This is a genomic window from Kitasatospora sp. NPDC127121 (assembly GCF_042677305.1).
GTDB lineage: Bacteria > Actinomycetota > Actinomycetes > Streptomycetales > Streptomycetaceae > Kitasatospora.
Map to the genome: position 1 here is coordinate 12,405 of NZ_JBHXTQ010000057.1, position 12,634 is coordinate 25,038.

Annotated in this window: 11 protein-coding genes and 1 pseudogene; 5 read left to right on the top strand and 7 right to left on the bottom strand. The window is 74.5% G+C overall.

Annotated elements, in window-relative coordinates:
* The first annotated feature begins 12 nt into the window (after positions 1-12).
* Positions 13-471 carry a CBS domain-containing protein gene (locus tag ACFVHI_RS25350; RefSeq protein ID WP_063346447.1) on the top strand — a complete coding sequence of 153 codons (459 nt, stop codon included), beginning with the start codon at positions 13-15 and terminating at the stop codon, positions 469-471.
* 63 nt (positions 472-534) lie between these two features.
* On the opposite strand, the gene ACFVHI_RS25355 is transcribed toward ACFVHI_RS25350, so the two are convergent.
* Positions 535-1,158 carry a TetR/AcrR family transcriptional regulator gene (locus ACFVHI_RS25355; protein ID WP_380342998.1) on the bottom strand — a complete coding sequence of 208 codons (624 nt, stop codon included), beginning with the start codon at positions 1,156-1,158 and terminating at the stop codon, positions 535-537.
* A 79-nt stretch (positions 1,159-1,237) separates the two neighbouring features.
* On the opposite strand from ACFVHI_RS25355, the gene ACFVHI_RS25360 reads away from it, so the two are divergent.
* Both ACFVHI_RS25360 and ACFVHI_RS25365 read left to right on the top strand, forming a co-directional pair.
* Positions 1,238-1,750 (top strand): DUF1453 domain-containing protein, encoded by a 513-nt coding sequence (locus ACFVHI_RS25360; protein WP_380343001.1) that lies wholly within the window; start codon positions 1,238-1,240, stop codon positions 1,748-1,750.
* A 41-nt stretch (positions 1,751-1,791) separates the two neighbouring features.
* Complete coding sequence (locus tag ACFVHI_RS25365) at positions 1,792-2,298, top strand: hypothetical protein (RefSeq protein WP_380343004.1); 507 nt, start codon at positions 1,792-1,794, stop codon at positions 2,296-2,298.
* On the opposite strand, the gene ACFVHI_RS25370 is transcribed toward ACFVHI_RS25365, so the two are convergent.
* From ACFVHI_RS25370 to ACFVHI_RS25380, 3 genes are all read right to left on the bottom strand, one after another.
* Complete coding sequence (locus ACFVHI_RS25370; RefSeq protein ID WP_380343007.1) at positions 2,295-5,216, bottom strand: FAD-binding and (Fe-S)-binding domain-containing protein; 2,922 nt, start codon at positions 5,214-5,216, stop codon at positions 2,295-2,297. The genes ACFVHI_RS25365 and ACFVHI_RS25370 overlap by 4 nt on opposite strands.
* Positions 5,217-5,390: 174 nt before the next feature.
* Positions 5,391-6,395, bottom strand: coding sequence for a glycosyltransferase family 2 protein (locus tag ACFVHI_RS25375; protein ID WP_063346445.1), 1,005 nt, complete (start codon positions 6,393-6,395; stop codon positions 5,391-5,393).
* A 202-nt stretch (positions 6,396-6,597) separates the two neighbouring features.
* Positions 6,598-7,263 carry a lytic transglycosylase domain-containing protein gene (locus ACFVHI_RS25380; protein ID WP_380343010.1) on the bottom strand — a complete coding sequence of 222 codons (666 nt, stop codon included), beginning with the start codon at positions 7,261-7,263 and terminating at the stop codon, positions 6,598-6,600.
* Between the two features lie 297 nt (positions 7,264-7,560).
* On the opposite strand from ACFVHI_RS25380, the pseudogene ACFVHI_RS25385 reads away from it, so the two are divergent.
* Positions 7,561-7,611: pseudogene (locus ACFVHI_RS25385) on the top strand (hypothetical protein); the annotation flags it as partial.
* A gap of 191 nt (positions 7,612-7,802) precedes the next feature.
* On the opposite strand, the gene ACFVHI_RS25390 reads toward ACFVHI_RS25385, so the two are convergent.
* Entirely contained in the window at positions 7,803-8,654 is an 852-nt protein-coding gene (locus ACFVHI_RS25390) for an EI24 domain-containing protein (RefSeq protein WP_380343013.1), read from the bottom strand.
* Between the two features lie 200 nt (positions 8,655-8,854).
* Here ACFVHI_RS25390 and ACFVHI_RS25395 point away from each other — a divergent pair, with 200 nt between their 5' ends.
* Entirely contained in the window at positions 8,855-9,652 is a 798-nt protein-coding gene (locus ACFVHI_RS25395; protein WP_380343015.1) for a serine protease, read from the top strand.
* Between the two features lie 115 nt (positions 9,653-9,767).
* Here the strand turns inward: ACFVHI_RS25395 and ACFVHI_RS25400 are convergent, their stop codons facing one another.
* Together ACFVHI_RS25400 and ACFVHI_RS25405 are read right to left on the bottom strand one after the other, a co-directional pair.
* Positions 9,768-10,958: a helix-turn-helix domain-containing protein gene (locus ACFVHI_RS25400; RefSeq protein ID WP_380343018.1), complete on the bottom strand. Its 1,191-nt coding sequence runs from the start codon at positions 10,956-10,958 to the stop codon at positions 9,768-9,770.
* A 166-nt stretch (positions 10,959-11,124) separates the two neighbouring features.
* Positions 11,125-12,564, bottom strand: a complete 1,440-nt coding sequence (locus tag ACFVHI_RS25405; protein WP_063346440.1) for an amino acid permease — start codon at positions 12,562-12,564, stop codon at positions 11,125-11,127.
* Between the last annotated feature and the right edge of the window lie 70 nt (positions 12,565-12,634).

A 12,634-nucleotide genomic window follows, 5' to 3' on the forward strand; every position in this document is an offset into this window, starting at 1 on the left:
GGAGGCGGGATCATGACCAGAGCCAGCGACATCATGCACCCGGGCGCGGAGTGCATCCGCGAGCACGAGACGCTCGCCGCCGCCGCCCGGATCATGCGGGAACGGCACGTCGGCGCGCTGCCCATCTGCGGGGAGGACGACAAGCTGCTGGGCATCGTGACCGACCGCGACATCGTGCTGCGCTGCGTCGCCGAGGGCCGGGACCCGGCCGGGGTGACGGCGGGCGAGCTGGCCCTGGGCCGGCCGATGACGGTGGAGGCGGACGAGGACGCGGAGCAGGTGCTACGGGTGATGGAGCAGTACCGGGTGCGCCGGCTGCCGGTGATCAACCACCCGGAGCACAAGCTGGTCGGGATGATCAGCGAGGCGGACATCGCGCGCGGGCTGCCGCAGGCCCGGGTCGCGGAGTTCGTGTCGGCGGTCTGCGCGGAGGAGGCGCCCGCGGAGGAGGCGGCCAAGGCCGGGGCCTGACGGCGGCGGCTGATCCGGGCCGGGGGGTCAGTGCCAGCTGTGGCGGATCAGGGACGCGGCGAATCAATCAGGGCATCGTCCGGCCAGCGTGTCGAGGTGGCGGCGCAGCACGGCGCGCAGTTCGTCCGGGCCGACCAGGTCCGGGTGCTGGACGGCCTGGAGGGTGAGGCCGTCGAGCAGGGCGGAGAGGCGGCGGGTCTCGACGGCGAGGTCGAGGCCGGGCGCCAGGGCGCCGGAGTGTTCGGCCTCCGTCAGGACGCGGTGGATCAGCTCGTCCAGTCCGGCCTGCAACTCGGCGGCGCGGGAGTGGAGTTCGGGGCGGGTGCGGGCAGCGGTGACGAAGGACAGCCAGAGCGCGGACTCCTCCCGGCGCTCGGCGTCCAGCGGGAGGGTCTCGGTGAGGAGTTCCTCGACCTGTGCGCGGCGGTCGGTGCCGCCCTCCGGGTCGAGCAGGGTGCGGGCGTGGGTGCGGATGCGGCTGTCGATGCGGAGGGCCAGCTCCTGCATCGCGAAGATCATCAGTTCGGAGCTGCCGGCGAAGTAGTGCCGTACCGAGCCGATGGCGAGCCCGGCCTCGTCCGCGACGTTGCGCAGTGAGGCGCGTTCCAGTCCCTCTCGGGCGGCGACGCGGAGCACGGCGTCGGCGACGGCCTGGCGGCGTTCCGCGGGGTCCACGATCTTGGGCATGTTGCCGTTATAGCACGGTCGAGCTAAATTGCTGATTTAGCATGGTCGAGCTAAAAAACTCCCGGGGAGGGGTGTGTCGATGAACGTCTGGCTGCAAGCGGGGTTGATCGCCGTCGTGGTCGTGGTGGTGGTGATCCGGCGGCTGCGTGGGGAACCGCTCAATGCCCGGGACCTGTTCGCGCCGCCGGTGGTGCTGACCGCGATCGGGTTCTGGTCGCTGGTGCGGCACCCGGGTCTGGGCGCGGGTGACTACGCCTGGGTGGCCGCCGGTGCCGCGCTCGGCGTCGGGCTCGGGGTGCTGCGCGGCATCACCGTCACGCTGTTCGAGCGCGACGGTGTGGCGTGGCAGCGGTACACCGGCCGGACTTTCCTGGTCGCCGCCGGCTCCCTCGCGGTGATGGCGGGCTTCGGCCTCCTCGCCGGCCGCTTCGGTCTCGCTCCGGACGCCCGGCCGGTGCAGTTGTCGATCGGCGTGGGCTTCCTCGGTGAGGCCCTGGCGGTCGGCTGCCGGGTGCTCGTCGCGGGTCTTCCCTTCGCGCCCGAGCGGCGGGGTCTGAATCCGCCACTCGGCGCGGATCGAATCAGGAGGTAACTTTGGTTGTCGTAGGCCGGTTCGGTAACTATGGTTGTCGCATGACATCGATCGAGATCACCCCCGAGGAGCGGTCCGAGCTGGCCAGGGCGCTCGGTGACGCCCTGAACCCTCTTGCCAGGGCTGTTCGTTCGCGCGAGACCGGGCTGCCCGAAAACCGGATGTGGAACGCGGACCCGGCCGAGGTCGCGCTCTCCGCCCTCGCCACCTGGAAGGTGGTGGACACGGAGGTCAAGCGGCTGACCGCGATCGCGGCGGCGACGGCGGGTTCCTACGGCGCGAGCTACGAGCAACTGGGCGCGGCCTGGGGCATCACCCGGCAGGGTGCCCGGAAGAAGTGGCCGGAGGCCCGCCCGGCGGCGCCGCACGGCATGCTCGAACTGTTCGGCGGAACAGCCGAGTTGGAGCAGGAGGCGGAATCCGGCGACTGGCGCTGGGCGGGCGTCGGCGCCGACGGCGCGCGCGGCGCGGCCGACCGCGGCTACCCGACGAAGGAGGAGGCCGCGGCCCGCGCCGGGGCCTTCCTCGGCGAGCACGCCGCGCCCTAGGAACGCTCCCGAAGCGCCCGGGCGATCAGTTCCGCCAGGTGCAGGGCCTGGCGGCCCTGGGCGAGTTGGGAGATCTGGGTGCGGCAGCTGAAGCCGTCGGCCAGGATCACCGTGTCGGGGGCGGCGGCCCGGACCTCGGGGAGCAGGACGCGCTCGGCGATCGCCTCGGACACCTCGAAGTGGCCCCGCTCGAAGCCGAAGTTGCCGGCCAGGCCGCAGCAGCCGGAGTCCAGCACGCGGTTGTGCAGGCCGAGTCGGGCCTCGACCCGGCGGTCGGCGGCGCTGCCGAGGACGGCGTGCTGGTGGCAGTGGGTCTGGGTGACGGCGTCCAGCGGGACGTGGGGGAGCGGGGCGTCGGGGGCGTACTGGTCGAGGAACTCGGCGAAGGTGCGGGTGCGTTCGGCGAGCGGGCGGCCGTCCGGGCCGAGCAGCCGGGGCAGGTCCTCGCGCAGGGCGGCGGTGCAGCTCGGGTCCATCCCGACCACCGGGGTGTCGGCGGGCAGTCCGGTGTCGGCCAGCGTCCGCAGGCTGCGCCGCAACACCCGGCGGGCGGTGCCGAGTTGGCCGGTGGAGTACCAGGTCAGGCCGCAGCAGACCGGGCCGGCGGGCAGCCGCACGTCGAAGCCCAGGTGCTCCAGCACCTCGACGGCGGAGCGCAGCACGTTCGGCTGGAGGTGGTCGGAGAAGGTGTCCGGCCACAGCAGCACCGGCCGTGCCCCCGCCGGGGCCGGGTGCGCGGCGCGGTGGCGGCGGTACCAGCGGGTGAAGGTCTCCGGCGGGAGGACCGGCAGCACACGGCGCCGGTCGATCCCGCCGAGCAGCTTGAGCAGCCCGGCGGCCGGGGAGCGGGCGAGGGTGTTGGCGGCGCCGGGGGCGAGGGCGGCGGCCCGCAGCCAGCGCGGCAGCCAGCCCATCGAGTAGTGGGCGAGCGGGCGCGGGCGGTGCCGGTAGTGCTGGTGGAGGAACTCGGCCTTGTAGGTCGCCATGTCGACATGGACCGGGCAGTCGCTCGCGCAGCCCTTGCAGCTCAGGCAGAGGTCCAGGGCCTCCCGGACCTCCGTCGAGCGCCAGCCGTCGGCGATCGCCGCGCCGCCCTGGCGGCCGGGAGGTGCCGCCATGCCGCGCAGCATCTCGGCCAGCAGCCGGGCCCGGCCCCGGGTGGAGTGCCGTTCCTCGCCGGTGGCCATGTAGCTGGGGCACATCACCCCGGTGTTCGGGTCCACGCACTTGGCGACGCCGACGCAGCGGTGCACGGCCTTGGCCAGGCTGCCGCCGTCCTGCTCGTACGGGAGGGCGAGCGGCAGCGGGCGGCGCGGGGCGGTGACGAAGCGCAGGTCGGCGTCGAGCGGGCGCGGGTCGACCAGCGCCCCCGGGTTGAGCAGGTGCTCGGGATCCCAGATCCGTTTGAACTCGCCGAACAGGGCGATCACTTCGGGCGGGTACATCCGGGGCAGCAGCTCGCCGCGGGCCTGCCCGTCGCCGTGCTCGCCGGAGAGCGACCCGCCATAGGAGACCACCAGGTCGGCGGCCTGCTCCAGGAACTCCCGGAAGACCAGCACCCCGGCGGGCTCGTCCAGCGGGAAGTCGATCCGCAGGTGCACGCAGCCGTCGCCGAAGTGCCCGTACGGCACGCCGTGCAGGCTGTGCCGGCGCAGCAGGGCGCGCAGGTCCCGCAGGTAGTCGCCGAGGCGCTCGGGCGGGACGGCGGAGTCCTCCCAGCCGGGCCAGGCCTCGCCGCCGCCGGGCAGCCGGGTGACGATGCCGGCGCCCGCCTCCCGGACGGCCCAGAGCTGGCGCTGCTCGGCCGGGTCGGTGACGAGGGCGACGGAGGCGGAGCGTTCGCGGCGCACCGCGTCGGCGAGCCGGCGGGCGGCCTGGTAGGCCTCGACCGGGGTGGCGCCGCCGGTCTCCAGGAAGAGCCAGCACTCGCCCGCGGGCAGCCGGTCCAGCGCGGGCGGTCGGGGGCCGGCGGCGAGCAGTGCGGCGATCAGGTCGGCGGACATGCCCTCGGCGGTGAGCGGCCCCAGCGGCAGCAGCGCGGGGACGGCGTCGGCGGCGGCGCCTTCGTCGGGGTAGCCGGCCACCACCAGGGCGCGCGCGGGCGGTTCCTCGACCAGCCGGACGGTCGCGCCGAGCAGCACCGCGCAGCTGCCCTCGGTGCCGGTGAGCGCGCGGGCCAGGTCGTGGCCGTGCTCGGGCAGCAGGGCGTCCAGCGGGTAGCCGGAGGTGCGGCGGGGCAGCGCGGGCAGGCCCTGGCGGATGGTGGCGAGGTTGCGGTCGGTGAACTCCTGGAGCTGCCGGTGGAGTTCACCGGGCCGCCCGGGCAGGGCACGGAGCGCGGCGCGCTCCTGCGGGGTGAGCCGGCCGCCCACGGTCAGCTCGGTGCCGTCCGCGAGCAGCAGCTCCAGCCGCTCGACGTTGTCCGAGGTGCGCCCCCAGGCGAGCGAGTGCGAGCCGCAGGAGTCGTTGCCGATCATGCCGCCGAGGGTGCAGCGGCTGTGTGTGGACGGGTCGGGGCCGAAGCGCAGCCCGTACGGCCGGGCGGCGCGCTGGAGGTCGTCCAGCACGGTGCCCGGCTGGACCCGGGCGGTGCGGGCCTGCGGGTCGACGTCCAGGACGGCGCCGAGGTGGCGGCGGAAGTCCAGCACCACCGCGCCCGGGCCGATCGCCTGCCCGCCGATGCTGGTGCCCGCCCCGCGCGGCACCACCGGCACGCCGTACTGGCGGCAGAGCGCGACGGCGGTGCGGACGTCGTCGAGGTCGGCGGGTTTGACCACGCCGAGCGGCAGCTGCCGGTAGTTGGACGCGTCGTGGCTGTAGACGGTCCGCTCGGCGGTGCCGAAGCGGACCTCCCCGCGCAGTACGGCGGCCAGTTCGCGGGCCAGCTCGGCCCCGGGGGCTGCGGACGGACGGCTCACCAGGGACCTCCGGGCGGGTGCGGCGACGGCTCCGGCCGATCATGGCAGCCGCGCGCCCGCAGGGGTACCGGCCACGACCGGGGTACCGCCGATGGGGTGTCGGTCGGCGGCCGCCCGGACAGGACCTCGGCCCCGCCGCCTGCGGAGGCGGGGTCGCGCACGTGCGGAGTCCAGTCACCGCCGCCCGGTGAGCGTGCCGCGGGCGATGTGGGAGAGCTTGGCCATCTCGAACGCCGGGTAGGCGCCGCCGGCCAGCAGCGAGAACTTGATCCCCTCGCGGCCGCCGGGCCGCCGGTGGCCGGGTGGCTGGAAGCGCCGGTGGTGCTCGGCGGCCCGGTGGAAGAACTGCGGCCGCTCGGCGCGGGTGACGCACCCGGCCAGGTCGAAGACGAACAGGTAGTGCCGGATCATCCGGACGAACAGCGCGTCCCGCACCGCGTACAGGTGCGGCTGGTCCTCCAGCAGCGCGAAGCTGCGCTCGTACTGGTCGAAGAGGTCGAACACGCCGCTGCCCGGGGAACCGGTGGGGTGGACGGTCTCCCGGCGGCGCAGCTGCACGCACTCGCGCGCCAGCGCGGCGACGCGGCGGGCGCCGAGCAGTGCCGCGTGCACCACCGGGATCTCCTCGTACCGGCCGTCGGGGAAGGCCAGCCGCAGCTCCTCCCAGTGGCCGCGGCGGATCAGCCGGTCCCAGACCAGCGGCGGCGCGCCGAACAGGGCGGGCTGGTCGAAGGGCTCGAACACCTCGGGGCCGGCCTCGGCGAGCAGTGCCTCCGCCCCGCCCGGCCAGTCCCGGCCGTTGTGCCGGCGGGAGTGGCCGAACAGCAGCAGATCCACCGGGCCGGTCTGCCCGAGCCGGTCGGCGAGGGCCTGCAGCGCGTCCTGGGGCAGCTGGTGGTCGGCGTCCAGGAACAGCAGGTACTCGCCGGCGGCCCGCGCCGCCCCCGCGTTCCGGCTCACCCCGACCCCGACCGCCGCGTTGAGGTGCAGGACCGACAGCCGCGGGTGCCGGGCCGCGTACGCGTCGGCGAGCTCGCCCGCGGCGTCGGGGGAGCGGTCGGCGACCACGATCACCTCGACGTCCTGGAGGGACTGCGCGAACAGCGAGTCCAGGCAGTCCGCGAGCTGTTTGTGCTGGTCGTAGGCGGGGAGCACGACGCTGATGAGGGGTGAGGGCATGACGCCGGAGCGTAAGAGGACGCGCTGACCGTGGCAAAGCCCTGACGGTGCGTAATACCGAGCAATTCCCGCCAAATCGTACGACCGTACGCCATATCTTCACGCGGCCTGCCGGACGCGTCCACGACAGCCGGAACGCGCGGGGCCCGCGACGCGTGGTGCGTCGCGGGCCCGGGGTGAGTCGAGGCTCGGCAGCCTCGGTTTAGTACCAGTGGTGGTTCTGCCAGAACGACCAGGCGGCGCAGGGGCTGCCGTAGCGGGAGTTCATGTAGTCCAGGCCCCACTTGATCTGGGTGGCCGGGTTGGTGCGCCAGTCGGAGCCGGCCGAGGCCATCTTGCTGCCGGGCAGCGCCTGGACCAGGCCGTATGCGCCGGAGGAGGCGTTGACGGCGAGGTGGTTCCAGCTGCTCTCGCGGGACACGATGTTGCTGAAGCACTGGAGCTGGCCGGCCGGGACGAGCTGCGCGGCGATCTGCTGCGGGCTGCCGGTGAGGGCCGGGGCGCTGGTGAGGTCCTGGCGCGCCTGCGAGCGGGAGGCGGCGGCGTCCGCGTCGGCCTTGGCCTTGGCGTCCGCCTGGGCCTTCGCGTCGGCCTCGGCCTGCGCCTGGGCGGCGGACTCCGCCTCGGCCTGCGCCTGGGCCTGGGCTTCCTGAGTGGCCTGGTCGGCGGCGGCGGCAGCGGCAGCGGTGTCAGCCTGGGCCTGGTCGGCGGCCGCCTTGCCGTCCACCGTGACGGCGGCCGCGGGGGCGGCGGCCTCGGTGGTGTTCCCGGCCTGCGGGAGGGCGAGGGCGGCGGTGGCGGCGCTCGCGACGACGAGGGTGGCGATGCCGGTGATCAGGGAGTTGCGGCGGGCATGGCTGAGCTGCATGAAGCGGACAATCCTTTTCCGTCGGGGGCCGTGCCGGTGGCACCGGGTGCGGGGCATCGCACGGGCGCCCGGGTGAGCGGGGCCCGCGCGGCCGTCCGGGACGGCCGTGGTGCCCCGGCGGAAGTGGCGGGGCGGGTCGGCTGCGCGGCGGACGGGGCCGGCTGCGCTGCCTGGCGACGGGCCATTCTTCGCAGGGCCGGGGACGGGTGGCAAAGGCAGGTGCCACTACGGCGGGTAGTAGCCGCAGGGTGGCTGCGGCGAGACGCGGTGATGGGTTTGGGATAATTTGTCCGACTTGCGTACTTGTGGGTCGAAGGTCGGTGGCGCGAGCGGAATGCGTGGGTGTGAGGTGCGGTGGCCTGCGTTCTTCGAGGCATTCCGGGCAGCCCGACGCGGGACGGGAGCCCGTGCCGGGGGGTCGGCCGGCGCCCGGGCCGTAGCCGTCCACTATCGGGGGCAGTAGACGGCGAACCCCGTGTGGGCGGCCTCACACCTCCGGCCGGCCGGGATCGGCGCAGGGTGACCGGCCGGTCACCGCTTCAGGAGGTCGCGTACGGGTTCCCGGTGGCGGGCCGGGAGGCCGGCTCCGCCGCCGATTCCTGCTCCTGCTCCTGCTCGTCCGCCGTGGCCGCGTCGTGGACCGGGTCGAGGGCGAGGTCGCGGGCCAGGTCCCGGGCCAGCAGGGTGGCGCCCGCGACGGCCCCCGGCATGGCGAGCACCGTCACCAGCGGAACCAGGAACGCCAGGATCAGCGGCGTGCCGAAGCCCAGCGCCAGCCCGAGCCGGGCGCGCAGCAGCCGGATCCGCTCACGCTGCGGCACCCCGCGCCGCTGGAGGGCGACGGCGACGAGCTCGACGGTCAGGAAGAAGCCGGACACCAGGAAGCCCAGCGCCGGCACCACCGTCTGCCCGATCACCGGGATGAAGCCGCAGGCGAACAGCACCACGCCGAACGCGGCCACCCGCACCAGGACGGAGGCGCTGTCCCGTACCGCGATCACCAGTTCGCGCCACAGCGGCGACTCCGGCGGGGTGGGCGCACCGCCCTCGGTCTCGTCGACCTTCGCGGACAGCGCCTCGTAGAAGGGCTGACCGACCAGCAGCGTGACGGCGGTGAAGGTGAGCAACGAGAGCAGCAGGCCGCCGCCGAAGGCGATCGCGGCGATCGCGTCGCGCAGCAGGCCCTGCCAGGGCGAGCTCCAGTGGTCGGCGAACGGGGTGGCCCAGTCGGCGAGGTCCTTCGACCAGCCGCCGAGGAAGACGAGCGCGACGGCGTACCCGGCCAGGGTGAGCAGTGCGGGTAGTATGCCGAAGCCCCACCAGCGGCCGTGCCGACCCACCCACTTCTGGCCCCCGACCAGGTACTTCATCCCCGCCACAAGATCTCGCATGGGCGATCACCTTAGGGCATGTCTGACAATTCCCGCCGGGCGTGCGGCGTCGCGAATTGTCAGACATGCCCTGGCTTCCCCGTCCGGAACCCCGCATTGCCGTGTTCCTGCCAGTTTCGACCGGCAGGGTCGGGCCCCTCCTGTCGCGACGCCTTCGGGGCCACCCTCGGTGCTCCCCGACCTGTCAGTGGAGGAGTCTGATGAAGCGTCAATTCGGCAGATTCATCGTGTTGTTGGCCGCACTGCTGCTCGGCACCGGCGCGCTGGTGCTACCCGCCGCCGCCTCGCCCGCACCCTCGGCGCCGTCGCCGGGCGTGGTCGGCGGCACGCGGGCGGCGCAGGGCGAGTTCCCGTTCGTGGTGCGGCTCTCGATGGGCTGCGGCGGCGCGCTCTACACCCCGCAGATCGTGCTCACCGCCGCCCACTGCGTCAACGGCACCGGCGCCGACACCAGCATCACCGCGACCGCCGGCGCGGTCGACCTGCGCAGCGGCAGCGCGGTCAAGGTCCGCTCGACGTACGTGTACCAGGCGCCCGGCTTCTCCGGTGCGGAGAGTGGCGACGACTGGGCGCTGATCAAGCTGGCCTCGCCGGTCGGCGGCAGCCAGGTGAGCACGCTGCCGACCACCGACTCCACCGCCTACGACAGCGGCACCTTCACCATCATGGGCTGGGGCGCCGCGACCGAGGGCGGCGCGCAGCAGCGCTACCTGCTCAAGGCCACCGTGCCGTTCGTCGACGACGCCGCCTGCGCCAACGCCTACCCGGGCCTGAACAGCGCGGCCTCGCTCTGCGCGGGCTACGTCGACCAGGGCGGCGTCGACACCTGCCAGGGCGACTCCGGCGGGCCGATGGTCCACCGGGACGCGGCCGGCCGCTGGGTCCAGGTCGGCATCGTCAGCTGGGGCAACGGCTGCGCCCGGCCCGGCTACCCGGGCGTCTACACCAAGGTCAGCACCTACGCGGCCGACATCGCCTCGGCGGCGGCCGGGCTCTGACGCCGACCGCCGAAGAGCCGAAGAACCGAAGAGCCGGAGCGCCCGGAGAATCCCCACCGGGCGCTCCGGCGCGTCCGCCGTCAGCGGTCAGCGGTCAGCGGTCAGCGGTCAGCGGTCAGCCGTCCGCCGGGGGCCGGTGCGCCGTCGAGCCGCCCAGCCAGGCCCGGGCCCGGCGCCGCTCGTAGGCGATCCGGCCGGTGGCGTCGGGCGGCAGCCGGGAGAGGACGGCGGCCGCGGCCTCGTGGCGCCCGGCCCGGGCGTACGCCCCGGCGAGGCGGCCGGCGACCAGGGCGTGGTCGTGCGGGTGGGCGGCCTGGTCCAGGCGCCCCAGGGCGGCGCCCAGGTGGGCCACCGCCGCGTGCGCGTGGGCGGTGCGGCCGGTGCGGACGGCGAGGTCCCGGTGGCAGGTGCCGTGGGCGACGCCCAGCACCAGGGCCGCTCGGGCGGCCCCGGGCACCGGCTCGCCGGCCCGCAGGGCGGCCTCGGTCAGCCGTTCGGCGTCCGCCATCGCCCGCCACGTCTCGGGCGCCGCGCCGGCCAGCGCGTGGGCGTGCGCCTGGGCGAGGGCGGCCCAGGCCCGCAGGCCGGGCAGGGTGCGGGCGGTGGCGTGGGCGGCCTCGGCCAGGGCGAGCGCGGTGGCCGGGTCGCCGCTCCACCAGTGCAGGGTGCTCTGCCGGGCGAGCAGGGCGGCCGCGGTCGGCTGGTCGTCGGCGGCGCGGGCCCATTCCAGTCCGGCCGCGTACCAGCCGAGCGCGCGGGTGCGGCGGTCCCCCTCGAAGTGGGCCCAGCCCGCGAGTTCGGCGTAGCGGGCGGCGAGCGAGCGGACGGCGGGGGCGGTTTCGCGCGGGGCGGCGTGCTGCCAGGCGGCCAGGGTGCGGGCGTGGTGTTCGAGGACGGTGGCCAGCTGTTCGCCGCCGGTGTGGGCGGCGGCCGCGCGGTAGACGTCGAGCAGGTGGCCGAGCACGGCGAAGGTGGCGGCGTCCGGTCGGCCCGTCGGGGGCCCTGTGCCGCTCTCGCCGAGGGGCGGCAGGGCGGGGGCGGCGAGTTCGCCGAGGTGCTCCCGCTCCTGCCGGACGGGCTGCCACAGGGCGGCCAACTCGCCTCCGGTGAGCAGGAGTTCGTCGGCCCGGGCGGGGAGCCCCGGCGGTGGCCAACGGCGGGCGTTCTCCACTCGGCTGATCAGTGAGTTGTGGTAGCCGAGCAGGCGGCCGAGTTCGGCCTGGCTGAGTCCGCGGGCCTCGCGCCAGTGGCGCAGCCGGTGGCCGAAGCGCAGGCGCGCGGACGCGGGGGCGGGGAGGGGTGGCAAGGGGTCTCCCGGGGGGGTGGGGGAGCGCTCGTGGGGGAGCGCCATGCCCAGGTATCCCCCTTGACGTGCCATTGTCAAACTGTGGTTCGTGTCCGGCGAACGGCACCGGGCCCGGGAGCCTCCGCAACGGCTCCCGGACCCGGCACTGTCGCGCGGCGCGGACGGGTCAGGACCCCGCCGCCACCGCGGCCCGCCGCCGTCGGCCCACCACGGCCGAGGCCGCGAGCACGATCGCCGCGGCGACCAGCGACAGGTACATCTGCTTGCGCCCGTCGGCGTCGGTGAACATGTACGCCACCACGAACCCGATCATGCCGATGGCCGTCCAGGTCAGGTAGGGGTACAGCCACATGCGGACGGTCAGCCGCTCGGGAGCCTCCCGCTCGATGATCCGGCGCATCCGCAGCTGGGAGAAGCAGATCACCAGCCAGACGAACAGCGCAACCGCGCCGGAGGAGTTGAGCAGGAACGCGAACACCGTGTCCGGCGAGGTGTAGTTGAAGAACACCGCGACGAAGCCGAAGACCACCGAGGACAGGATGGCCACCCGCGGCACGCCCCGCTTGGTCACGGTCGCGAAGGCCTTGGGCGCGTCCCCGCGCTGGCCGAGCGAGAAGGCCATCCGGGAGGCCGTGTACATCCCGGAGTTGAGGCAGGACAGCACGGCCGTCAGCACGATCACGTTCATCACCTGGCCGGCGCCCGGGATGCCCACGTGCTCCAGCACCGCCACGTACGGGCTGCCCTTGACGGCGTCCGAGTCCCACGGCAGCAGGGTGACCACGAGCAGGATCGAGCCCAGGTAGAAGATCCCGATGCGCCAGATCACGCTGTTGGTGGCCTTGCTGACCGCGCGCTCCGGGTCCTCCGACTCGCCCGCGGCCAGGGTGACGATCTCGCTGCCCATGAAGGCGAAGACCACCGTGAGCATGCCGGTGAACACCGCGCCCACGCCGTGCGGCAGGAAGCCGCCGTGGCCGGTCAGATTGCTGGTGCCGACCGCGTGGGTGCCGGGCAGCACGCCGAAGACGGCGAGCGTGGCGATCACCAGGAACGCGGCGATCGCCACCACCTTGATCCCGGCGAACCAGAACTCGAACTCGCCGTAGGAGGCGACCGAGAACAGGTTGGTGGCGGTCAGCACCGCCATCACGAGCAGCGCGAACGCCCACTGCGGCACGCCGGGCATCCAGGCGTTGAGGATCTTCGCGCCGGCGGTGGCCTCCACCGCGAGCACCACGACCCAGAAGAACCAGTAGAGCCAGCCGATGGTGAACCCGGCCCAGCGGCCGAGCGCGCGGTCCGCGTACGCCGAGAACGAGCCGCTCTGCGGGTCGGCCGCCGCCATCTCGCCGAGCATCCGCATCACCAGCACGACCAGCACACCGGCCAGCGTGTAGGAGAGCAGGATGCCCGGCCCGGTGGAGGCGATGCCCGCGCCGGAGCCGACGAACAGGCCGGCGCCGATCACCCCGCCGATGGCGATCATCGACAGGTGGCGGTTCTTGAGCCCCGCCTTCAGATGGCCCTCGCCGCCGTGCCCGGGCGGCCCGGCCTGCTGGGGGACCTGGGCGGCTGCCGCAGGCCTGGTGGTGTCCGCACTCATCAGATGAGCCCTGTGCCTTTCCAGCGCGCGGCGCGACCCTCGGCTCGTTGCGCCGGAGGGTGGGGGACGG

Coding starts and splice junctions, on each gene's coding strand:
- ACFVHI_RS25365 (WP_380343004.1), top strand. CDS start 1,792: ATGACATCGATCGAGATCACCCCCGAGGAGCGGTCCGAGCTGGCCAGG.
- ACFVHI_RS25375 (WP_063346445.1), bottom strand. CDS start 6,395: ATGCCCTCACCCCTCATCAGCGTCGTGCTCCCCGCCTACGACCAGCAC.
- ACFVHI_RS25380 (WP_380343010.1), bottom strand. CDS start 7,263: ATGCAGCTCAGCCATGCCCGCCGCAACTCCCTGATCACCGGCATCGCC.
- ACFVHI_RS25390 (WP_380343013.1), bottom strand. CDS start 8,654: ATGCGAGATCTTGTGGCGGGGATGAAGTACCTGGTCGGGGGCCAGAAG.
- ACFVHI_RS25350 (WP_063346447.1), top strand. CDS start 13: ATGACCAGAGCCAGCGACATCATGCACCCGGGCGCGGAGTGCATCCGC.
- ACFVHI_RS25355 (WP_380342998.1), bottom strand. CDS start 1,158: ATGCCCAAGATCGTGGACCCCGCGGAACGCCGCCAGGCCGTCGCCGAC.
- ACFVHI_RS25360 (WP_380343001.1), top strand. CDS start 1,238: ATGAACGTCTGGCTGCAAGCGGGGTTGATCGCCGTCGTGGTCGTGGTG.
- ACFVHI_RS25395 (WP_380343015.1), top strand. CDS start 8,855: ATGAAGCGTCAATTCGGCAGATTCATCGTGTTGTTGGCCGCACTGCTG.
- ACFVHI_RS25405 (WP_063346440.1), bottom strand. CDS start 12,564: ATGAGTGCGGACACCACCAGGCCTGCGGCAGCCGCCCAGGTCCCCCAG.